The sequence below is a fragment of the Aromatoleum sp. genome (assembly GCF_036675785.1).
GTDB lineage: Bacteria > Pseudomonadota > Gammaproteobacteria > Burkholderiales > Rhodocyclaceae > Aromatoleum.
The window spans coordinates 1-22,767 of sequence record NZ_JAKFEF010000020.1; the positions used below are offsets into that span (position 1 = coordinate 1).

General features: G+C 67.7%; 15 protein-coding genes. 8 read left to right on the top strand and 7 right to left on the bottom strand.

All coding sequences use genetic code 11. The annotated features are described in order from the left end of the window. Positions 1-60: 60 nt before the first annotated feature. Positions 61-564, bottom strand: a complete 504-nt coding sequence (gene def, locus V6M37_RS04780) for a peptide deformylase (RefSeq protein WP_332671379.1) — start codon at positions 562-564, stop codon at positions 61-63. Between the two features lie 172 nt (positions 565-736). Here def and V6M37_RS04785 point away from each other — a divergent pair, with 172 nt between their 5' ends. The 4 genes from V6M37_RS04785 (at position 737) to V6M37_RS04800 (ending at position 6,101) form a co-directional block, all read left to right on the top strand. After that, complete coding sequence (locus tag V6M37_RS04785; protein WP_332671380.1) at positions 737-1,771, top strand: LysM peptidoglycan-binding domain-containing protein; 1,035 nt, start codon at positions 737-739, stop codon at positions 1,769-1,771. A gap of 6 nt (positions 1,772-1,777) precedes the next feature. Then, a complete protein-coding gene (gene dprA / locus V6M37_RS04790; protein ID WP_332671381.1) occupies positions 1,778-2,944 on the top strand; it encodes a DNA-processing protein DprA in 1,167 nt (388 codons plus the stop codon). An 18-nt stretch (positions 2,945-2,962) separates the two neighbouring features. Further along, positions 2,963-3,430 (top strand): DUF494 family protein, encoded by a 468-nt coding sequence (locus tag V6M37_RS04795; RefSeq protein ID WP_332671382.1) that lies wholly within the window; start codon positions 2,963-2,965, stop codon positions 3,428-3,430. Between the two features lie 106 nt (positions 3,431-3,536). After that, complete coding sequence (locus tag V6M37_RS04800) at positions 3,537-6,101, top strand: DNA topoisomerase III (protein ID WP_332671383.1); 2,565 nt, start codon at positions 3,537-3,539, stop codon at positions 6,099-6,101. Positions 6,102-6,135: 34 nt separating this feature from the next. Here the strand turns inward: V6M37_RS04800 and V6M37_RS04805 are convergent, their stop codons facing one another. The 4 genes from V6M37_RS04805 to V6M37_RS04820 all read right to left on the bottom strand — a co-directional run bounded on the left by V6M37_RS04805 (position 6,136) and on the right by V6M37_RS04820 (position 10,519). Beyond that, a complete protein-coding gene (locus tag V6M37_RS04805) occupies positions 6,136-7,275 on the bottom strand; it encodes an FAD-dependent oxidoreductase (RefSeq protein WP_332671384.1) in 1,140 nt (379 codons plus the stop codon). A 118-nt stretch (positions 7,276-7,393) separates the two neighbouring features. Continuing rightward, positions 7,394-8,338, bottom strand: a complete 945-nt coding sequence (locus V6M37_RS04810) for a hydrogen peroxide-inducible genes activator (protein ID WP_332671385.1) — start codon at positions 8,336-8,338, stop codon at positions 7,394-7,396. Positions 8,339-8,445: 107 nt separating this feature from the next. Continuing rightward, positions 8,446-9,300, bottom strand: coding sequence for a cytochrome c3 family protein (locus tag V6M37_RS04815; RefSeq protein WP_332671386.1), 855 nt, complete (start codon positions 9,298-9,300; stop codon positions 8,446-8,448). 142 nt (positions 9,301-9,442) lie between these two features. Beyond that, the gene (locus V6M37_RS04820; RefSeq protein ID WP_332671387.1) at positions 9,443-10,519 is read right to left on the bottom strand and encodes a hypothetical protein; all 1,077 of its coding nucleotides are present in this window, start codon (positions 10,517-10,519) and stop codon (positions 9,443-9,445) included. Between the two features lie 290 nt (positions 10,520-10,809). Between V6M37_RS04820 and V6M37_RS04825 the strand changes: the two genes are divergently transcribed. The 3 genes from V6M37_RS04825 to V6M37_RS04835 all read left to right on the top strand — a co-directional run bounded on the left by V6M37_RS04825 (position 10,810) and on the right by V6M37_RS04835 (position 15,299). Then, positions 10,810-12,843, top strand: coding sequence for a TonB-dependent receptor plug domain-containing protein (locus V6M37_RS04825; RefSeq protein WP_332671388.1), 2,034 nt, complete (start codon positions 10,810-10,812; stop codon positions 12,841-12,843). Between the two features lie 128 nt (positions 12,844-12,971). Next, positions 12,972-14,450, top strand: coding sequence for a DegQ family serine endoprotease (locus V6M37_RS04830; protein ID WP_332671389.1), 1,479 nt, complete (start codon positions 12,972-12,974; stop codon positions 14,448-14,450). Between the two features lie 369 nt (positions 14,451-14,819). Next, the gene (locus tag V6M37_RS04835) at positions 14,820-15,299 is read left to right on the top strand and encodes a c-type cytochrome (protein ID WP_332671390.1); all 480 of its coding nucleotides are present in this window, start codon (positions 14,820-14,822) and stop codon (positions 15,297-15,299) included. A 187-nt stretch (positions 15,300-15,486) separates the two neighbouring features. Here the strand turns inward: V6M37_RS04835 and V6M37_RS04840 are convergent, their stop codons facing one another. After that, the gene (locus V6M37_RS04840; protein WP_332671391.1) at positions 15,487-16,176 is read right to left on the bottom strand and encodes a cytochrome b/b6 domain-containing protein; all 690 of its coding nucleotides are present in this window, start codon (positions 16,174-16,176) and stop codon (positions 15,487-15,489) included. Positions 16,177-16,239: 63 nt separating this feature from the next. Next, on the bottom strand, positions 16,240-22,023 hold the full coding sequence (locus V6M37_RS04845; protein WP_332671392.1) for an excinuclease ABC subunit UvrA: 5,784 nt from the start codon (positions 22,021-22,023) through the stop codon (positions 16,240-16,242). A gap of 408 nt (positions 22,024-22,431) precedes the next feature. Between V6M37_RS04845 and V6M37_RS04850 the strand changes: the two genes are divergently transcribed. Continuing rightward, complete coding sequence (locus V6M37_RS04850) at positions 22,432-22,701, top strand: hypothetical protein (RefSeq protein ID WP_332671393.1); 270 nt, start codon at positions 22,432-22,434, stop codon at positions 22,699-22,701. Positions 22,702-22,767: the final 66 nt, after the last annotated feature.

The window sequence follows — 22,767 nt, forward strand, 5'->3', positions numbered from 1 at the left end:
CGAGCGCGGCCGCGGCGAACTCGGGCGTGCCGGCGAAGGCGACCTTCAGCGGCACCGGCATCAGGCGGTGATCCGGGCTTTCTTGAGGAGCCGCGTCTTGATCCGGTTGAGCTTCAGCGGCGACAGGTATTCGACGAACACCTTGCCGTCGAGGTGGTCGAGTTCGTGCTGGATGCAGACCGCGAGCAGGCCCTCGGCCTCGAGTTCGAACGGCTCGCCGCGCTCGTCGAGCGCCTTCACTCGCACGCGCTCGGCCCGCGTGACCTTCTCATAAATGCCCGGCACCGACAGACAGCCTTCCTCGCACGTCTGCTCGCCGGACCTTTCGATGATCTCCGCGTTGATGAAGGCCCTCAGTTCGGACTTGTCCTCGCTGACGTCGATGACGACGACGCGCCGGTGGTCATCGACCTGGGTCGCGGCGAGGCCGATGCCGGGCGCTTCGTACATCGTCTCGGCCATGTCCTTGACGAGCTGGCGGATCGAGTCATCGACGACGGCCACGGGCGCCGCATGTTTGTGGAGTCGGGGATCGGGATAGCGGAGTATCGGTAATAGGGCCATGAATGCTTGCCGGGTTAGCTCGTTGCGTGCAGAATTTCAATGCTTTGGCATTGCTCGTCGCGCGTGCCGGGTAAGTGAGTCGAGACAGAATCGAGACTGCGGATTGGACCTTCGACCGGCGCGTGGTGTTCCGGTACCGCGGGCTCCGGTCCGGGCCAATCGGAAGCGAGCAATGATCCGCATTATATTCCCTCTCCTGTTCACGATCGCGGCGCTTCTCGCCGGGCCCGCCGGGGCCGCACCCGCTGCGCTCGCGGACGACGCGCCGGACAGCTACACCGTCGTGCGCGGCGACACCTTGTGGGACATTTCCGGTCGTTTCCTGAAGGAGCCGTGGCGCTGGCCCGAAGTCTGGCGGCTCAATCGCGAGGAAATCCGCAATCCGCACCTGATCTATCCCGGTCAGGTGATCCTGCTCGACCGCAGCGGCCCGTACCTGTCGATCGGCCGGCGCGTCGGTGCACCGCTGTACGAAAAACGCTTCCCGCAGGCTTATTCCGAACCCGTCGATGGCGCGGTGCCGAGCATTCCGATGCAGGCGATCGAGCCCTTCCTGTCCCGCTCGCTCGTCGTCGACGAAGCCGACCTCGCGCAAGCGGGGACGGTGGTCGCGACCGAGGCGAGCCGCGTCTTCACCGGCGCCGGCGATACGATCTTCGCGAAGGACGTGCAGGGCGGCAACGAGGTCTGGGAAGTGTTCCGTCCTGTCGAGCCACTCGTCGATCCGCTGACCGGCGAGGTTCTCGGCTACGAAGCCGCATTCCTCGGTCAAGCCCGCATCACCGAGCCCGGCCGGCCGGCGACGTTGAAGCTGCTGTCCGCGGTCGAGGAGATCGGGGTCGGCGACCGGCTCGTCGCGAGCGAACGCCCGGAAGTCTTCTCGTTCGTCCCGCACGCGCCCGAAGCGCCGCTCGCGGGGTGGCTGATCGGCATTCACCAGGGCTTGAGCGAGACCGGCCGTCTCAACGTCGTGACGCTCAACATCGGCAGCAACGCCGGCGTCGAGCGCGGTCACGTGCTCGCGTTGCACCGCAATCGCGGCAGCGTCGTGTACAAGGACGAAGCCGGCGGCAAGGAAACCTTCGAACTTCCGCAACAGCGTTACGGCATCGCCTTCGTGTTCCGCGTGTTCGATCGCGTCGCCTACGCCCTGGTGATGGAATCGGACGGACCGGTGGCGGTCGGCGACAGCGTCCGCCAGCCCTGACGACCGGTGCGGGCCGAGGACGATCTCGCCGCCTGGCTGCGGCTGACGCTCGTTCCCGGCGTCGGGCCCGAACGTCAGCGCGCGCTGCTCGCGGCGTTCGGCCTGCCGGACCGGGTCTTCGGCGCGGGCCGGACCGCGATCGCGTCGGTCGTCGGCGCGGACATCGCCGATCGCCTGCTCGCCCCTCCCGACGAGTTGCGTATCGACGCGACGCTCGCCTGGGCCGCCGAGCCTGACAACCGCCTCCTCACGCTCGGCGATCCGGAGTATCCCGCGGCGCTGCTCGAAATCGCCGATCCGCCGGTCCTGCTCTACGTCAAGGGTGACCCGGCACGGCTTTCTTCCCTCGCGTCGCTCGCGATCGTCGGGGCCCGCTCGGCGACCCCGTCCGGCACCAGCAACGCGGAGGCCTTCGCGCGAAGTCTCGCCGGCTCGGGTCTCACCATCGTCAGCGGCCTCGCACTCGGCATCGATACCGCCGCACATCGCGGCGCGCTCGCCGACCCCGATGGCGTCACGATCGCGGTGATCGGGACCGGCGCCGATCGCGTCTATCCGGCGAAGAACCGCCCGCTCGCGCTGGAGATCGCCGAGCGCGGCGTGATCGTCAGCGAATACCCGCTCGGCACACCTCCGCTGCCGGCCAACTTTCCGCGCCGCAATCGCATCATTGCCGGCCTAAGCCGGGGCGTCCTCGTCGTCGAGGCGGCGGTCGGCAGCGGCTCGCTGATCACCGCGCGGCTCGCGACCGAATGCGGCCGCGAAGTGTTCGCGATTCCCGGCTCGATTCATTCTCCGCTCGCCCGCGGTTGTCACCGGCTGATCCGGGACGGGGCGAAGCTCGTCGAAACCGCGGCCGACGTGCTCGAGGAATTGAACTTGAACCCGCCGGCGCCGAGGCGGGCAGCACGCGCGCCGGCGGGTCGGACGAAGCGCGCGCCGCGCGGCGCACCCGCCCCTTCGACCGAACGGAGCAACGCCGAGCTCGCGTTCGAGAATGCGTCGGCGGACGAAAAACGCGTGCTCGACGCGCTCGGCCACGATCCGCTCGACGTCGACACGCTGGTGACCCGGGCCGGCTTGACGGTCGACACGCTCTACGCCATTCTGCTTGCACTGGAACTCGACGGGCACCTGACCCGACTGCCGGGAGGCCGATTCCAGCGCCTTTGACTTCCCTGGTGCGCCGCCATGTTCGACATCCTTGTCTACCTGTTCGAGAACTACGTCCACGCCGGCGCCTGTCCCGAATCCGAGCAGCTCGCACGCAAGCTCTCGGCCGCCGGATTCGAGGAAGACGAGATCAGCGAAGCACTCGAGTGGCTGTCCGGCCTGCGCGAACGCGCCGACGTCTCGCCGCTTGCGCGCGCGCCGCAGCCCGGTTCGATCCGCCTGTATGCACCGGAGGAACAGGCGAAGCTCGACGCGAACTGCCGCGGCTTTCTCGCCTTCCTCGAGAATGCCGGCGCGCTCGACGCGACGACTCGCGAGCGCATCGTCGAACGCACGATGGCCTTGTCCAAATTCAGCGTGAACCTGCACCGCTTCAAGGTCATCGTCCTGATGGTGATGTGGCAGCAGGACCAGCCGCTCGACAGCCTGATCCTCGACGAACTGCTGGCCGACGAAGCCGGGGAAGACGCGTTCGTTCTGCAGTAGCGACTCCGCGCGGCTTGCAGCGGTCGTGGCGGCGTGCTTATCATGCGCCGCTCGATCATCCTCAAAATGAAAACCGTCGAGGTTTTCCAAGGCAGCCGTCATTGGCATGAGCAAGCAACTCATCATCGCGGAAAAACCCTCCGTCGCGCAGGACATCGCCCGCGCGCTCGGCGGATTCACGAAGGAGAAGGATTACTTCGAGTCGGATGAGTACGTGCTCTCGTCCGCCGTCGGCCATCTCCTTGAACTCGTCGTGCCGGAGGAGTACGAGGTCAAGCGCGGCAAATGGACCTTCGCGCACCTGCCGGTTATTCCCCCGCACTTCGCGTTGCGGCCGATCGAAAAGACCGACGACCGCCTGAAGCTGCTGACCCGGCTGATCAAGCGCAAGGACGTCACCGGCCTGATCAACGCCTGCGACGCGGGCCGCGAAGGCGAGCTGATCTTCAATTTCATCGTCCAGCACGCGAAGACCGACAAGGCGGTGTCGCGGCTGTGGCTGCAGTCGATGACCGCGAGCGCGATTCGCGACGGCTTTGCGCAGCTGCGCTCCGCGCAGGACGTCGAGGGCCTGCGCTCGGCTGCAGTGTGCCGCGCCGAGAGCGACTGGCTGATCGGCATCAACGGCACGCGCGCCATGACCGCGTTCAACTCGAAGACCGGCGGCTTTCATCTGACGACCGTCGGCCGCGTGCAGACGCCGACGCTCGCGATCGTAGTCGAGCGCGAGCAGAAAATCCGCCAGTTCAAACCGCGCGACTACTGGGAGCTCGAAGCGACGTTCGGCTGCAAGGCGGGGAGTTACGCCGGCCGATGGTTCGACGAAGGCTTCCGTAAGCCCGATGGCGACGAGCACGCGACCGCGTTCCGGCTGTGGGACCGCGCGCGCGCCAACGCGATCAAGGCGAAGTGCGACGGCAAGCCGGGCCGCGTCAGCGAAGAGTCCAAGCCGTCGACGCAATTGTCGCCGCTGCTGTTCGATCTCACCAGCCTGCAGCGCGAGGCGAACGGCCGCTTCGGCTTTTCGGCCCGCGTCACCCTGCAGATCGCGCAGGCGCTGTACGAGAAGCACAAGGCGCTGACCTATCCGCGGACCGATGCGCGGGCGCTGCCGGAAGACTACGTCGGCACCGTCAAGGACGTAATGCGCGCGCTGCCGATCGAATACGCGCCGTTCGCGAACGCGATCGCGAAACAGGACTGGGTGAAGCCGAACAAGCGGATCTTCAACAACGCGAAAATCTCCGACCACTTCGCGATCATCCCGACCGGGACGGTGCCGAAGAGCCTGTCGGAGGCCGAGCAGAAGATCTACGACCTCGTGACGCGACGGTTCCTCGCGGTGTTCTATCCCGCCGCGGAATATCGCATCACGACCCGGATCACGCGCGTCGAGGGCGAAGCGTTCAAGACCGAGGGCAAGGTCCTCGTGAATGCCGGCTGGCTCGCGGTGTATGGCAAGGAGGCCGCGAAGGCCGACGACGAAGGCGGCGCGCAGCTCGTCGCGGTCGAGCAGAACGAGACCGTGTCGACCGACGACATCGTCGTCAAGGCGCTGGTGACGAAGCCGCCCGCGCGCTACAACGAAGCGACGCTGCTGTCGGCGATGGAAGGCGCCGGCAAGATGGTCGACGACGAGGAACTGCGCGCGGCGATGGCCGAACGCGGCCTCGGTACGCCGGCGACGCGCGCGCAGATCATCGAAGGCCTGATCGCGGAGCAGTACCTGCATCGCGAAGGGCGCGAGCTGATTCCCAGCGCGAAGGCGTTCTCGCTGATTACGCTGCTGAAAGGCCTCGATGTCACCGCGCTGACGTCGCCCGAGCTGACCGGCGAATGGGAACACAAGCTCGCGCAGATGGAGCGCGGGCAGCTGTCGCGACCAGCGTTCATGCGCGAGATCGCCGAGATGGCGCGCGAGATGGTCGAACACGCGAAGCGCTACGAATCTGACACGGTGCCCGGCGATTTCGCGACGCTGTCGGCGCCCTGCCCGAAGTGCGGCGGGCTCGTGAAGGAGAACTACAAGAAGTTCGCCTGCCAGGCCTGCGACTGGTCGGCATGGAAGATCGTCGCCGGACGCCAGTTCGAGATCGACGAGATCGAGACACTGCTGCGCGAGCGCCACGTCGGCCCGCTGACCGGCTTCCGCAGCAAGATGGGCCGACTCTTCAGCGCCGAAATCCGCCTCAACGACGAGCACCAGCCCGAGTTCGACTTCGGCCAGCCGAAGGACGACGGCGAAGGCGGCGAGGCGGTCGATTTTTCCGGGCAGGAACCCCTGGGGTCGTGCCCGAAGTGCCGCGCGCGCGTGTTCGAACACGGTATGGCCTACGTGTGCGAGAAATCGGTCGGTCCCGAAAAGAGCTGCGATTTCCGCTCCGGAAAGGTGATCCTGCAGCAGCCCGTCGAGCGCGAACAAATGAGCAAGCTGTTGACCGAAGGCCGCACCGACTTGCTGAAAGGCTTCGTGTCGACTCGGACCCGGCGGAAGTTCTCGGCGTTTCTCGTTCAGGGCGAGGATGGCAAGGTCGGCTTCGAGTTCGAAGCGAAGGTGCCGAAAACCGGCGCCGCGAAAGGCAAGGCTGTCGCCAAGCCCGCCGCGGAAAAACCGGAAGCGAACACCGCGTCGCCCGCCAAGTCGACCGCGCGCAAGCGAAGCGCCGGCTGAACTCACGCAAGGACCACCCGGCGACGGGGTCGGCTCAGCGGACGACGTGTTTCAGGAGGCGGTCCGCCTCCGGCGCAGCTTCGCCGGCAAGTGCGAAACCGCGCAGACGCCCCTTGTCGTCATGGAATACGGAACGCACGCCGCGCGCGGTCCGGCGCTCGTGCCATTCACCCGCCACCGGCGGCGGCTCGCACACCACCGCCGCGCATCGTTCGATCTGCAGATGCCGCACTCGCGGCTGCCAACGCATCTGCCCGAGGTTGCCCGCGAGGATTGCCGCGAGGACCGCTGCCCCCGCGTCGATGTCCTCCGCCAGCTTGAACGTTCGTCGCTCGAACTCCGCGCATTCACCGAAGGCGTGGATGTGGGGGTCGGCGGTACGGAAACGCGCGTCAACGACAATTCCCGACGCGACAGCGAGTCCGCAATCGGTCGCGAGCCGGGTGCGAGGGTGCGACCCCAGCGCAGCGATCACCACCTCAGGCGAGAGATGAAGGCCGGCCAGCGTCGTCGCGACCAGCGCGTCCGGCCCCTGTTCGAGCCGCTGCAGGCCGTCCTCGATCATCGGCCGCACGCCCGCTTCCCGTAACGCCTGCTCGATCCGCCCGGCGAACAATCCCGGCCAAGCGTCCGCGAACAGCTGGTTTGCGGGCTCGAGCAAGTCGACGTCGAACCCGGCCCGCGCCAGGCCGTCTGCGAACTCGCAGCCCGAGATCGTGCCGCCGAGCACGAGGACCCGGTTCCGGCCGACGAGGCGATGGCGCAGGTACGCATAGTCCGCGATCCCGCCGACCCGCAGGACCTTCCCGGCCGCCGTTCCGCGCAACGCCGGGGCGAGGCGCGGAACGGCGCCGGTCGCGATGACGAGCCGGAGATAGGGCTGAGCACCTCCCGCGGTTACGACCTGCCGGCTGGCCCGGTCCACACTCAGCACTTGCCGCTGCGTGAGAACGGTCGTCCCGTAGCGGTGCGCCATCTGTTCGGCCGTCGCAAACACGAGTTCGGCCGCGTCCTTCCGGTGTGCCAACGCGGACGCGAATCCGAACTTGTCGTAGACCAGACCGTCGTCCGCGGTCAGCAGGAGCACGGGTAGGCGGGGATCGACGCGGCGCACGGCTCGCAGCAGCGCATAACCTGCGGTTCCCGTTCCGACGATGACGAGCGGGGCGCCCATGATCCCTCCCGAAGACCGGTGAAGGCACACGCTACCGCCGCTCGAACCGCCCCGCGTGGCAATCGGTCACGGTCGCCCGTGTCCGACGGCAATGCACGGACGCCGGCCCCGCAGCGCGCTATTGCGCGGGAGCCGCCTCCGCCATCGCGCGTCGGATCGGCAGCACGCCGGGGAGCCCGCTTTCGAGAACGGCTGCCCGCAGCATGTCGATCGCACCGCTGCGCGGATAGGTCACCCGCCATGCCAGCGCGATTCTGCGGGTCGGCTGTGGTTCGGAAAACGGGCGGACCGCGACGAGCGGGTTCTGCACCGGCAGCTCGTCGGCGGCGGAACTCGGCAGCACGGTAACGCCGAGGCCGGTCGCGACCATGTGCCGGATCGTCTCGAGCGAGCTGCCTTCAAGCGTCCGCTGCAGCCCGCTGACATTGCGGAAATGCGGGCAGACTTCCAGCACTTGGTCGCGGAAACAGTTGCCGGCACCGAGCAGCAGCAGCTGATCCTCCGCGAGCCTCTCCGGCTCGATTCGCTCGAGGTCGGTCCAGGGATGATTCGCCGGCATCAGTACGCGAAACGGCTCGTCGTAGACGGGCTGAGCGACGATGCCGGCCTCTTCGAACGGCAGTGACAGGATGATGACGTCGAGGTCACCGCGCTTCAGGGCCTCGACGAGCCGCGTCGTGTAATTTTCTTGGATGATCAGCGGCATCCGCGGCGCGAGCTGGTGCACCCGGGGAATGAGCCGCGGCAGCAGGTAAGGCCCGATTGTGTAGATGACGCCGACACGCAGCGGACCGGCGAGCGGATCCTTGCCGGCGGCCGCGATTTCCGGAATCTGGGCCGCTTCGAGCAGGACTTTTTCGGCTTGCGAGACGATGCGCTGGCCGGTCGCCGTGATCTTCACTTCGGTCGCGCCGCGCTCGAACAGCTGGACGCCGAGTTCCTCTTCGACCTTCTTGATCGCGACCGACAGCGTTGGCTGGCTGACATGGCATTTCTCGGCGGCGCGACCGAAATGTCGTTCGCGCGCGAGTGCAAGGAGATAACGGAGGTCGGTGAGAGTCATCGCGCCTGTCTGCCCGGTCGACGTCGAAGTGAATATCGGAAAGATATTACGCCGCTTGCACCGGGACGGGCACGCTTCGCCGGCAACCGCACCCGGCGGAGCGCCTGCTACTTGTTGTGGCAGGTCAGACAGACGGCGCTGCCGGTGTTCTCGACGCGCAGGAAGGTCGTGTTGAACGTCGATCCGGCGCCGCCGCTCGGCACGCCGTGCGGGTCGTGGCACGACGCACACTCGACTTCCGGCCCTTCGCCGGTGTCGTAGAAGCGGATGTCGCCCTTGCTGAGCCGGTTGTCGCTGTTGGCGTCGAAATACCTGATGTTGTCCTTCGTCCCGCCCGGCACGTTCCAGTCGCTCCCGCTCGGCAGCTTGACGCCGACGGGATGATCGTTCGACAGGTCGGTTCCGAGCGCGAACGTCGTGAAACTGGTCGCACCTGCCCCCATTTCGGCGCCGGGTGCATGGCAGCCCAGGCATTCCTTGCCTTCCTTGAGACCGAAATGCGAAGTCGCGTCCGGCCCGCCGCGGGTGTTGGTCCATGTGTTCAGGAAGGCGTTGTCCTGGGAAGTCTTCTGCGCGTCCTTGTACCCGCCCGAGCCCGGCATGTTGACGACCGAGTCCACCGCCGTCTGTCCGTCGTGACAGGACAGGCATGCGAGCGAGTTCGCGCCTGGCTGGCTGATCGTGCCCGACAGGCTGGCCTGGTTGTAAAGCGTGTAATTCGTTTCCTTGATCGTACGGTTCCACAACGGCGCCGCGATGTTCGTGTTGGCGCCGTGCGGCGTATGGCAGTACACGCACACCTCGCGGTAATCGTTGCGAAACTGGTCCATGCTGGCGCCGCTCGGGCCGCCCCCGCTCGATTGGCGCTGGGTGAGATTGTGGCGTGTATTGCCGATCGTGCCCTGGTTCGAGAACTTCGTCGGCAGGTCGCCGTCTGCGCCCGCCCATTGCACGGGCAGCACGATGGCGACCGCCGAAAGAATTACAAGATTCCTGAAATGCACCGCTTGGCTCCCGCCTTCGAGTGTTGTTGGGCAGCGCCCGCTCCGATGAAACGCAAATAAGGCGATGGCATTAAAGCAATTACTGCGCCAGCATCGTTCGTCAACGGGCCGGAGCCTGTGCATCCGCCGCCCCGACCGGGCGATAGACCTCGATCTTGTTGTGATAGTGGTCCGACACATAGAGCCTGCCGGTTTCGTCGGTCGCGATGCCCGCGACCAGTCCGAACTGCCCGGGTCCGTTGCGCAGGTCGGGCTTGCCGAGCCACATCAGCAGCTGGCCTTCCCGATTGAAGATCTGGACGTTGTTGAACGAACCGTCGGAAACGAAGATAGTGCCGTCGGGCCCGGTCGTGATGCTTCTCGGTCGTGAGAATTGGCCCAGACCCGTCCCGACGCTCCCGAACATCATATGTTGTCGGCCTTCCAGGTCAAAACCCTGCACACGGAAGTTCCCGGAATCGAGAACGAGAAGGGTGCCCTCGCGCGATACCGTCGCCGAAAGCGGGATGTTGAACCGACCCGGTCCCGAACCGCGCGGGCCGAGGCGGAACAGTTCCTTTCCATCCGGCGCGTACGCGACGACCTTGTGATCGTCCCCCTCGAGGCTGCCGCGATCCACGACGAAGATCTTCTGTCCGTCCGCGCTCACCGCGACGCCCGACGGCTGATTGAGCACCGCCGGATCGCCGACCGAAAACAGGAACAGTCCGAGCGAATCGTAGACCATCACCGCGCGGCGGCCGGCGTCGAGAACGTAGAGACGGTCGCTCGCGTCGAGCGCGATCGAGACGGGTTTCCGGACCTGATTCGGCTCACGGACGCCGACCTGGAAAACGCGCTGCCGCGGCACGTCGAACACGACGATGGACGCGGTCGGAGGGTCGGCGACGTAGATCCGCCCCTTGCGGGCGGCAAGAGCAGCAGGCTTCCGATAGACGGGATCGCTCGACACCGCGCCGCGGCCCGTGAGCAGGCGGCGAACGCGCTCGTCTTCCTTCTCGGGCCGGATGTCGGCCGGGGAACGGAGCTGCGTTTCGTAGACATAGCGGGGCGCGTCGGGCGGCGCCGGCCACTGCAGCTGGATTTCGGGTGCATTCTCTGCGGTCGACATCTTCGCCGCGCATCCGGCGAGCACGAAGACCATCGCCGCCGCGCTGAACATTGCGTATGAACGCATTGCCGGTGAATGATATCGGGGTCTGCGCGAAGCGCGGACGTCGTAAGCTGGGGTGGCCGAAGCCGGACAATGGGCCCGGTCGAATTTCCGAAATACTTCGTTTGTCATATTCAGGCACGGTTGACTCGGGACGTCGCTTCGCGGCACTACCGCGCCGATCTTCTTTGCTAAAGTCGGACAGATCGTTCGAAACCGTGGGGATATCGTTCGAACTAGCCGGAGAGCGACGTTACAATTTCGCCTTTTTGCGCATTCGCGACGGCGCGGACAGCGACAACATGAATGGATTCATGAAGCCTCGACGCTCGCTTTACCTCGTCCCTGTCGCACTCGCCGGGCTGTGCGCACAAGCAATCGCCGCGCCAGAAGTCTCCGAAGAAGACTTCCTCGAGCCGCTGCCGATCGTGCTGACCGCCTCGCGTCTGCCGCAGCCGCTGCGCGAGACGCCGGGCTCCGTCACGGTGCTCGACGAGGACCTGATCCTCGCAACCGGGTACCGCAACGTCGCCCGCCTGCTGCGCCTCGTTCCCGGCATGCAGATCGGCCAGTCACGCGGGCACGACCAGTGGGTCACGTATCACGGACTGAGCATCGATTACCCGAATCAGATCCAGGTGCTGATCGACGGACGCTCGGTGATTTCGTCGGGAGGCGGGACCGGCGGTGCCGACTGGAGCGGCATGCCGATCGCCGTCGAAGACATCGAACGCATCGAAGTCGTGCGCGGACCGAATTCGGCGGCATACGGGTCGAACGCCTTTCTCGGCGTCGTCAACATCCGGACTCGCCACCCCCGCGCCGAAACCGGCAGCAACGTCGGGCTCAATGCCGGCGACGGCCTGTTGGATGCGACCGCCCGGGTCGCAAGCAGCGCCGGACCGCTGGGTCTGCGCCTCACCGCGCAGCATCAGCAGGATGACGGAACGTCGGGGATCAGCGACGATCTCGACATCAATCGGGCGAACCTGAATGGCAGCCTGCGGCTTGGCGACAATGACGAAATCAATGTCCGGGCGGGCGCGAGCGAGGGCCGACGGGGACTCGGCAATCCCGGTACACCGTTCAACACCGACGACCTGCGCGACGGCCGGCACGACAGCAACTTCGTCGACGTCGAATGGCGTCTCGCCCGCAGCGCCGAGGAGGAAATCACGCTGTCGTATTCCCGCACCGCGGACGAGTACCGCGACGAGTGGCTCGGAGGCGACCCGCTTCGTCCGATCCCCGGTGTCGGCATCGTAACCATACCGGTCAATAACAACGCCGACTTCGTCGGTGACGCCGTGCACTTCCAGCACACGTCGGCGCCTTTGCGGGATATCCGCGCCGCGTGGGGCGCGGAGTGGCGTTCGGACACGATCGAGGCTCCCTTCCTGTTCCACGACCGCGGCGAGCACCGGCAGTCCGAACGGCGCCTGTACGGCAGCCTCGAATGGCGCTTCTTGCCCGACTGGCTCCTGAACACCGGTGCGACCATCGAACGCGTCGAAGGCTACCGCACCCGCTGGGTGCCGCGGGTGGCACTCAGCTGGCTCGCAAGCCCGGCTCATACCTGGCGCACCGGTTTTTCGCGCTCGTACCGCTACCCCTCCTTCTTCGAACGCAACGCGGACGTCCAGATCCCGTTCCTCGGCGACGTCCTGCGGCGCCATGTTTCCAACCCCGATCTGCAGCCGCAGCGCGTCGATGCGTTCGAAGTCGGCTACCTCGGCCAGAGCAGCGACCACAAGGGAATGCTCGACGTACGCGTGTTCCGCGAGCGCGTGACCGACCTGATCCGCCGCGAAACGGTCACGCCCGAGCCGACTTCCAATCCCGTCATCCGGCAATTCCGCGGTCTGCTCGGCTCGAGCCGCTGGGAAAACCAGTCCGAAGCGGTCACGCTCACCGGCCTCGAATACCAGTTGCGTTACGAACCGGTCAGGAACGGCCAGGTGATCTTCAGCCACACGCTGATCGACGCGAAATCGGACGAGGCGCGGGCGGCGCGCTCGGTCGCGCCCTATATCGCGTCGCTGAGCTGGCACCAGCGGATCGGCGACTGGCAAGGGATGCTGACGGTGCTGCGCATGGGGCCGGTGGATTTCGGCACCGGTTTCATCCCCGGCTACGACCGGAAGGTCGATGCCTACACGGCGGTCGATGCGAGCATCGCGTGGGAACGGCGCATCGCCAGCAACCCGGTCAGGGTCAGTCTGAGTGGCATCAATCTGTTCGGCGAACACCAGGAAGTCGCGAACCGTCCGCTGCAGCAGCGGATCGGGGACAAGCCGGCGAACGAGGTCGGCCGGCAGGTCCATCTCGGTATCCGCATCGCCCTCTGATGCCGGCGGCTGCATCCGGAATATTCCGGCCATGACCATGGCTTGATGTCCGAACCCGTTCGGGGAACAATTCGGGCCGCCCGAAAGTCCACTTGCGCACGCATATTTCTCAGGGAAGCCGGAACACGATGAACCCCTCCTTCTTCAGCTGCATCGGCGCGCGTACCCGCATTCTCAGCCTGGCCGTCGCCACGCTTCTGCCGCTCGGGATCACCCTCGCCGCGTCGCCGGCCAGCGCGGCCGAAAGCGCCACGCCGATGGTTTCTCCGAACCGGCTCGGGCTCCCCGACTTCGGCGACCTCGTCGAACGGGTCGGTCCGGCGGTCGTAAATATCAGCGTCGTGCAGCGGCAGGAGGCTACCGACGAGCGCGCGCTCGCCGAGGACCCGTTCTACGATTTCCTGCGCCGCTTCGGCGTGCCCGTGCCCGGAATGCCGGGGATGCCGAGCAACCGCGGACCGCGGATCAGCCGCGGCATCGGCTCGGGCTTCATCGTCAGCGGCGACGGCTACGTGCTGACGAACGCGCACGTCGTCGGTGAAGACGGGTCGGAAGTCACGGTGCGGCTGACCGACAAGCGCGAGTTCAAAGCGAAGGTCATCGGCAAGGACCTGCGCACCGACATCGCGCTGCTGAAGATCGACGCGAGCGGCCTGCCCGTCGTGCGCACCGGCAACGCGGAGAAGGCGCGGGTCGGCGAATGGGTGCTCGCGGTCGGTTCGCCGTTCGGCTTCGACAACACGGTCACCGCCGGCATCATCTCGGCGAAGGCGCGTCGCCTGCCCGACGAGAACTACGTGCCGTTCATCCAGACCGACGTCGCGATCAACCCGGGCAATTCCGGCGGACCGCTCTTCAACCTCGCCGGCGAAGTCATCGGCATCAATTCGCAGATCTACTCGCGCTCGGGCGGCTTCATGGGAATCTCGTTCGCGATTCCGATCGACGTCGCGCTGAACGTCAAGGACCAGATCATCAAGTATGGCCGCGTCCAGCGCGGCAAGCTCGGCGTGACGATCCAGGGCGTCGATCGCGAGCTCGCACAGTCGTTCGGGCTTTCGGAGCCGACCGGCGCCCTCGTGTCGAACGTCGAGCCGGGCAGTCCGGCGGAAAAGGCCGGCCTCAAGGCGGGCGACGTCGTGCTCGGCGTCGACGGGACGAAGGTCAAGGACTCGGCCGACCTCCCGCGCATCATTGGCGACAAGCGGCCCGGCACCGCCGTCAAGCTCGAAGTGTGGCGCGACGGTCGCAGCCGCAGCTTGACCGCGACGCTCGGCGAGATGAGCAACGAGGCGATCGCCGAGGGGCCGGCGGGCCCGAACGGCGGCGGCGAGGACGCCGGCGGCAAGCTCGGCCTCGTCGTGCGGCCGCTGACGCCCGAGGAGGCCGCGCAGCTCGGCGTGCGCGGCGGCATCGTCGTCGAGCGCGCGAGCGGGCCGGCCGAACGCGCGGGCCTGCAACCGGGCGACGTCGTCCTCGCGCTGAACAACCAGCCGGTCACGAACGCGTCATCGTTCCGCAATCTGCTCGAGAAAGCAGGGAACCGCTTCGCGCTGCTCGTGCAGCGCGGCGGCACGCGCATCTTCGTCCCGGTGCGGATCGACTGAACAGGCGCCTGACGGGTCGAGCGCGGCGGACGCCGCGCTCGCCGCTTCCGGACGCTTTTCGCGTCGGCATTCGCCTTCGCTCACGCCGACCTACGTCGAATCCGGATGTCGAGGCACCCCGAAACGTAGAGCCGGTGACCCGGCTGGGAGCGGCTCGCGGGGCCGCGCGGGTCGGGGAAGCCTCATGCCGTTCCCCTGCCCTCGTTTTCTGCCGATTGCATGGCCCGACGAACTCGTGCCGTTCGTGACCTCGGTCACATCCGTCTTTTCCCCGTGACCAATCTCGCCGAAACTCCAGCTTCCCGAGATATCTCCGGCGACGGCCCGCGCGGGCTGCCGGCCTTCCACCAACTTCCAATGGGACCGAGAATGAGAAAAAGCCTCAAGCACCTGAGCGTCAGCCTTGCGGCGCTGGCGCTCGCCGCGAGCGCGTCGGCGCAGGCGCAGACGAAACCCGAAGACCTGATCAAGTATCGCCAGTCGGGATACAGCTTCATGGCCTGGAACATGGGCAAGATCAAGGCGCAGGTCGTCGAAGGAACCGCGCCGTACAACAAGGACCAGGTCGCCGCGGCCGCCAACCTGATCGCCGCGACGGCGAACTCGGGCATGGGCGCGCTGTACGCACCGGGCACCGACAAGGGCAAGGGCTGGAAGGAAACCCGCGTGAAATCCGATTTCTTCAAGGAGCAGGACGAAGTCGGCAAGATCGCGGTGAATTTCGTGCAGCAGGCGAACAAGCTGCAGCAGGTCGCCGTAAGCGGCGATCAGGCGGCGATCAAGACGCAGTTCGGCGAAGTCGGCAAGGCGTGCAAAGCCTGCCACGACAAGTACCGCCTCGAGGAATAAGCGCGAACCGCGGCTTCGCGAGCAAGCGCTGCAGCCGCCCGTCCGGGCGGCTTATTTCTATCTGTGCGGGACTCTCGCGCCCTCCGCTCCGCCGCCGTGACGACCCGGGTCGGGGTGCAGGGCCGGAGCCGGGGCAGCGGTTCTCGCGCGAAGCCCGTCCCGCCTCTCTCCTGGCGCCGCGTTGCCTTCACCAGCCCGGCACCGGCGGCGGAGGTTCCGGCGGCGGCAGGATGCCGCCCGCGGCAACCCATACCGCGGCGACCGCGATCGCGAGCGCCACGACGAAGGCCTGGATGCCGCCGCCGCGCGCACTGTCGATCGCCGGGTCGCGCACGCGCTTCAATCCGGTAATCATCGGCACGATCAGGTTGTCCTTCTTCACGTGCACGTGGAACATCACCGCGGCAACGTGCAGACCGACCATCGCGTACAGAAGCCATTCGGCCTGGCGGTGCAAGCCGCTCGCGAGCGCGCCGAACTCGTCGGACACCAGCGTCGCGAGCGGGCCGTAGAACGCGATGTCGTCGTTCGCGAACAGTCCCGCTGACGACTGGAACGCGACGAGGGCGAGCAGCGCAAGGACCGACAGCGCGCCGAGCGGATTGTGGCCGACGCCGCGCCAGCGGCCCGCGAGGTAATCGGCGACCGCGCGCGGCCGCGGCACGAAGTCGGCGAAACGCGCGTAGGTCGAGCCGAGGAGGCCCCAGACGATGCGGAACACGACCAGGCCGAGCAGCGCGAGCCCGACCCGGCCATGCCATACCATCGCGTTGCCGCCGATCTTCACGGTCACGATCGCCGCCGCGAACAGCGCGACGCCCGACCAGTGCGCGACGCGCGTCGGCAGATCCCAGACGCGGATGAGGTGTTCGTTCATGCCCGGATTTCCTCCCTGATCCAACATCCGCCGCCCACGCGGGCGGCGTCCCGATGACACGGTTTATACCGCGCGCGTCGCGAGAAATTCCCGAAGAATGCGGCCGGTATGCGATCCGTCGGCAGCGCAGACCACGGCCACGGCCCCCTGCGCGACGATCCTTCCGCCGCCGTCCCCGCCTTCGGGTCCGAGGTCGATCAGCCAGTCGGCCTCGGCCATGACGTCGAGGTCGTGCTCGATCGCGAGGACGGTGTGGCCCGCGTCCGCGAGGCGGTGCAGCACGCGGATCAGCTTGTCGACGTCGGCCATGTGCAGGCCGACGGTCGGCTCGTCGAGCACGTACAGCGTGTGCTTCTCGGGCGGCAGCGGGCGTCCGCCGCTCGCGGCCGCTTCGCCCGCGCGGCCGCGCACTTTCGCGAGTTCGGTGACGAGTTTGATCCGCTGCGCTTCCCCGCCCGACAAGGTCGGGCTCGGCTGCCCGAGGGTCAGGTAGCCGAGCCCGACGTCCTGCAGCAGCGCGAGCGGATGCGCGATAGCGGGATGCGCAGCGAAGAACTCGACCGCCTCGTCGATCGGCATCGCCAGCACGTCCGAGATCGTTTTCTCCCGCCAGCGCACCGTCAGCGTCTCCGGATTGAAGCGCGCGCCGCCGCACGCATCGCATGGCAATTTGACGTCGGGCAGGAAGCTCATTTCGACCGTCGTCTGGCCCTGACCCTCGCAGACCGGGCAGCGGCCGGCGCCGGTGTTGAACGAGAAGCGTGACGCATTCCAGCCGCGCGTCTTCGCCTCGAACGTCTCGGCGAACAGCTTGCGGATCGTGTCCCAAAAGCCGACGTAGGTCGCCGGGCACGAGCGCGGCGTCTTGCCGATCGGCGTCTGGTCGACTTCGAGCACGCGCCCGACCGCCTCCCAGCCGTCGATCGCACGGCAGCCGACGGGCGCCGCGTCGCTCGTCTGCGGCACGCCGCGGCGTCGCGCCTTCTGCGCATCCGGGTCGCCGAGCCGCGCACGCAGGCTCGCGTGGATCACGTCGCGCGCGAGTGTCGATTTGCCCGAGCCGGACACGCCGGTGACGACGGTCAGCCGTCCGAGCGGCACGCGCGCGTCGACGGACTTCAGGTTGTGCAGCGGCGCGTCGCGGACGACGATCGACGGGTGGGCGTCCTCGACCGCGCGGCGCGGGTGCAGCGGGTGCCGCAGCGGCGCGCGCAAGTACGCGCCGGTCGCGGACTCGGGCGACGCGATGAGGTCGTCGAGGTGGCCCTGCGCGACGACCTTGCCGCCCCGCACGCCGGCGCCGGGACCGAGGTCGATGACGTGGTCGGCACGGCGGATCGTCTCCTCGTCGTGCTCGACGACGAGCAGCGTGTTGCCGCGGTCGCGCAGCGCTTCCAACGTATCGAGCAGCAGGCGATTGTCGCGCGGGTGCAGGCCGATCGTCGGCTCGTCGAGCACGTAGCAGACCCCCCGCAGATTCGAGCCGAGCTGCGCAGCGAGGCGGATGCGCTGCGCCTCGCCGCCGGACAACGTCGGCGCGCCGCGGTCGAGCGCGAGGTAGGCGAGGCCAACCTGCTGCAGGAAGTCGAGCCGGCCGCGGATCTCGGCGACGAGGTCGCGCGCGATATCGACCTCGCGGCCTTCGAGCCGCAGCGTGTCGAAGAACGCCGCAACGGCCTCGACCGGCCGCGCCGACAGCTCGTGGATGCCGAGGCCGCGAAAGCGCACCGCGCGCGCGACAGGATTGAGGCGGGCGCCGCTGCACACGCCGCACACTTCGCCGTCGGCGAGCGCATCGTCCGGCTCCGCGACGTCGAGCGCATCGGGATCCTCGACGCGGCCGGTGATCGACAGTCCGGTGCCGTAGCACGCGGGGCACCAGCCGTGCTTCGCGTTGTACGAGAAGAGGCGCGGATCCGGCTCCGGAAAGCTGTCGCCGCAGCACGGGCAGGCGCGCAGCGTCGAGAACGTCGTCAGCGCCGCGCCGACCTTGCCGAGCTCGAGCACGCGGACGACGCCCTTGCCATGTTCGAGCGCATCGGCGAGGTGCGCGCGCAGCACCGTCTCGTGCTCGGGCGCGACGACCGTCATCCCCACCGGCAGCTCGATCGTGTGCTCCTTGTAGCGGTCGAGGCGCGGCCATTTCGCGGTCGGCAGGTAATCGCCATCGACGCGCAGTTGCGAATAACCCTTGCCCTTCGCCCATTTCGCGAGCGCGGAGTACAGGCCTTTGCGGTTCGTCACCAGCGGTGCGAGCAACTCGACCGACGCGCCGCGGAAATCGCGCAGGATCTGCGCGGCGATGGCGTCGAAGCTTTGCGGCGACACCGGCACGTCGCATTGCGGGCAGAACTGCGTGCCGAGCTTCACGTACAGCAGGCGCAGGAAGGGCTGCACTTCGGTCAGCGTGCCGACCGTGCTCTTCGTGCCGCCGCGGCTCGTGCGCTGCTCGATCGCGACCGTCGGCGGGATGCCGAACAGCGCGTCGACGTCGGGCTTCGCCGCCGGCTGGACGAACTGCCGCGCGTACGCGTTCAGCGATTCGAGATAGCGGCGCTGGCCTTCGCCGAACACGATGTCGAACGCGAGCGTCGATTTGCCGGACCCGGACAGGCCGGTGACGACCGTGAAGCGGTCGCGCGGGATCGACAGGCTGACATTCTTCAGGTTGTGCTCGCGCGCGTGGCGGATCTCGATCGCGGGCGCGGCGAGGGCGCGGTAGCGGGCGACCGGCTCGGCGGCCTCGAAATGGGGGGCCTCGAAATAGGGGACAGACCCCGATTTCCCGGGAGAAATCGGGGTCTGTCCCCTATTTCCTTTGATGTCGTGCTCGTATTCGCGCAGCGCGCGCCCGGTCGCCGACGCTTCGCACGCGGCGACGAACGCCGGCGGCCCTTCGGCGACGAGCCGTCCGCCGTCCTCGCCGCCGTCGGGGCCGAGCTCGACGATCCAGTCGGCGGCGCGGAGCACGTCCAGGTTGTGTTCGATGACGATCAGCGCGTGGCCGGCGTCGAGCAGCTTGTCGAACGCGCGCAGCAGCGTCGCGACGTCCTCGAAATGAAGCCCGGTCGTCGGCTCGTCGAACAGGAACAGCAGGCGTCCCGGCGCATCGCTGCGCCCTGCCCGCGGTTTCTTCCCCGCGAGTTTCGCGGCTTCGACGAGGTGGCCGGCGAGCTTCAGGCGTTGCGCCTCGCCGCCCGACAAGGTCGGCACCGGTTGGCCGAGCCGCAGATAGTCGATGCCGACGTCGGCGAGCGGCGCAAGCGCGTCGCGCACCGGCGGCTGGTCCGCGAAGAACGCGAGCGCTTCGGAGACGGTGAGCTCGAGCACGTCCGACACCGACTTGCCGCGCCAGCGCAACTCCAGCACTTCCGGGCGGTAGCGCCGGCCGTCGCAGTCCGGACAGCGCAGATACACGTCGGACAGGAACTGCATCTCGACATGCTCGAAACCCGAGCCGTTGCAGGTCGGGCAGCGCCCGGTGCCGGCGTTGAAGCTGAATGTGCCCGGCGTGTAGCCGCGGCTCTTCGCGTCCGGCAATGCGGCGAACAGCGCGCGGACCGCGTCCCACGCACCGACGTAGCTGACCGGGTTCGAGCGCGCGCTCTTGCCGATCGCCGACTGGTCGACCATCACGACGCCGGCGAGGTGTTCGATGCCGTCGAGCCGCTCGAACGCGCCCGGCGCCTCGGCCGCGGCGCCGAACTGCTTCGCGAGCGCCGGGTACAGCACGTCCCGGATCAGCGTCGATTTCCCCGATCCGGACACGCCGGCGACGCAGACGAGCTGGCCGAGCGGAAACGCGACGTCGAGTTCGCGCAGGTTGTGCTCGCGCGCACCGACGAGGCGCAGCAGCGGGACGTCGTCGGTGACCGTCCGCATCCGTCTCCCCGCATCGACCCGCTTGCGACCCGCGAGGTAGGCGCCGGTGAGCGACGCCGGATCGGCCGCGAGTTCGGCGGGTGGCGCGTACGCGACGATTTCGCCGCCGCGCTCGCCGGGGCCCGGGCCGATGTCGAGCAGGCGGTCCGCGGCGCGCATCAGTTGCGGATCGTGCTCGACGACGACGAGCGTGTTGCCCGCGTCGCGCAGCCGCGTCATGACGCCGAGGATGCGGTCGATGTCGCGCGGGTGCAGGCCGATCGACGGCTCGTCGAGGACGAACAGCGTGTTGACGAGCGAAGTGCCGAGCGCGGTCGTCAGGTTGATGCGCTGCACTTCGCCACCGGAAAGCGTGCGCGACTGGCGGTCGAGCGTCAGGTACGCGAGACCGACGTTCGCGAGATAGTCGAGGCGGCTGCGGATCTCGCCAAGCAGCAGTGCCGCGGCCTCGTCGACGCCGCCCGGCAGGTCGAGGTCGGTGATGAAGTCGCGCACGCGGCCGATCGGCAGCGCCATCAGCTCGTGGATCGCGAGGCCAGGCAAATCCGGTCGTGGAATTGGGCCGGCGCGCTCCGCGGGCGAGGTTCCGGGGCGCGAATCCGCCGCCGCCACCGGGGCTTCCGGGGCTCGTTGGACGCGTGGCGGACGCCTCGCTCCGGAAGTCCCCGCGTCGGCGGCCTGCTGCGGGGCAGCCTGAACATTCTCGGGAACAGCTTCTGCCGGGAGACACCCGCTCCGCTCACCCAGGCGCCACAGCAGCGCTTCCGGCTTCAGCCGTGCGCCCTTGCACGCCGGGCATTCCGTGTAGCTGCGGTAGCGCGACAGCAGCACGCGGATGTGCATCTTGTACGCCTTCGTCTCGAGCCAGTCGAAGAAGTGCCTCACGCCGTACCACTTGCGCGGCCACGAGGCCTCCCAGCTCTTCCATTCCGGGTCGCCTTCGAGCACCCAGCGCCGGTCCTCGGGCGGCAAGTCGCGGAACGGAATGTCCATCGCGACGCCGTACTTCTTCGCCATCTTCGCGAGGTCGTCCTGACACTCGCGGTAGCTGGCGGTCTGCCACGGTTTGACGGCGCCCTCGGCGAGCGTTTTCGACTCGTCGGGAATCACGAGCGAGAAGTCGACACCGATGACGCGGCCGAAACCGCGGCACGTCTCGCACGCACCGACCGGCGAATTGAACGAGAACAGGCCGGGCGTCGGATCGGCGTAGGCGATGTCGCAGTCGGCGCAGTGCAGGTCGCGGCTGAAGCGCCACACCGACTCGCCATCGTCGCGCTGCGCGCGCACCGCGAGCCGCCCGTGGCCGTGCTGCATCGCGGTCTCGATCGCTTCGAGCGCGCGAGGCCGCCCGGCGTTCGACAGGCGAAAGCGGTCCTGCACGACGTGCAGCACGTCGCCGGACGCGAGCGTTTCGCGCGCGTGAATCCGCGTGTAACCCTGGCGGCCGAGGAGTTCGGCGATTTCCGCGTCGCTGAAACCGGCCGGGACGGGCACTTCGAACGTCAGCACGAGGCGCGGGTCCCCGGCGGCGCAGCGCCCGGCGAGCGCGTCGTGGACGCTGTCCGGGTCGTCGCGGCAGACGTCGCGGCCGCAGCCGCGGCAGTACAGGCGCGCCGCGCGCGCGTAAAGCAGCTTGAAGTGGTCGGTCAGCTCGCTCATCGTGCCGACCGTCGAACGCGAACTGCGCACCGGGTTCGTCTGGTCGATCGCGATCGCCGGGGGCACGCCTTCGATCCGGTCGACCTGCGGCTTGTCCATCCGGTCGAGGAACTGCCGCGCGTACGGCGAGAAGGTCTCGACGTAGCGGCGCTGGCCTTCGGCGTACAGCGTGTCGAACACGAGCGACGACTTGCCCGAGCCCGACACCCCGGTGACGACCGTGATCTCGTTCAGCGCGAAGTCGAGCGTCAGGTTCTTCAGATTGTTCTGGCGCGCGCCGAAGATGCGGATGCGGTCGGACATGAGGGGGACTCGGGTTGGGGGGACGATCAGACGGAGGCGAGAGATTCTAACGGTCCGTCGGCGCGGACGAGGCGACGCACCGGCGAGCTGAAGTTCCTGTTCGCCGCCGCGACACGCAACTGCGGCATGCACCCGACGCTTCGATACGCGGGACCGGCCGACCGACGTGCCGGTTCCCCGGACATCGACCGGTTCGAGGGCACACCCCTTGCGTCGTTGTTCACCGCGGCGCCCGATCGGGCGCCGAAAGCGTTCCAAAGCGGCAAGAAATGTTCGACAATACAAATACTTGAGACTTCACGGCCGTCGACTCTCGACGTCGGAACCGGAAGCCGCCGAAGCGAACCGCGCCGTCGTGGTGCAGGACCTCACCAAAATGGCGCGTCGTCCACTTCAGAGGAGACAACAATGCTCAGCCTGACCGACTGCCTCGACTTCATCGACCTCGACAGCGACACCATCGACGTCATCGCCCGGCACGAGCGCCTGCCGGCGATGCTCGCCGCGCAGCTCGGCAACCAGTTGCTCGCCGACATGCGCGGGATCTGGCAACTGCACCTGATGCACCGTGCGCTGATCGAGGACGCGGCCAGGCGGGATCAGCTCGGTCACGAGAAGGACCTCCGCCGCATCTATGCCGCGTTCAGCCGGAAATATCCGGTACCGCGCCGGATGTAGGCGCCAGCGCACGCAGCCGAAAAAAAAAGGGCTCCTTTCGGAGCCCATGCGGCGGCGGCGGTGACC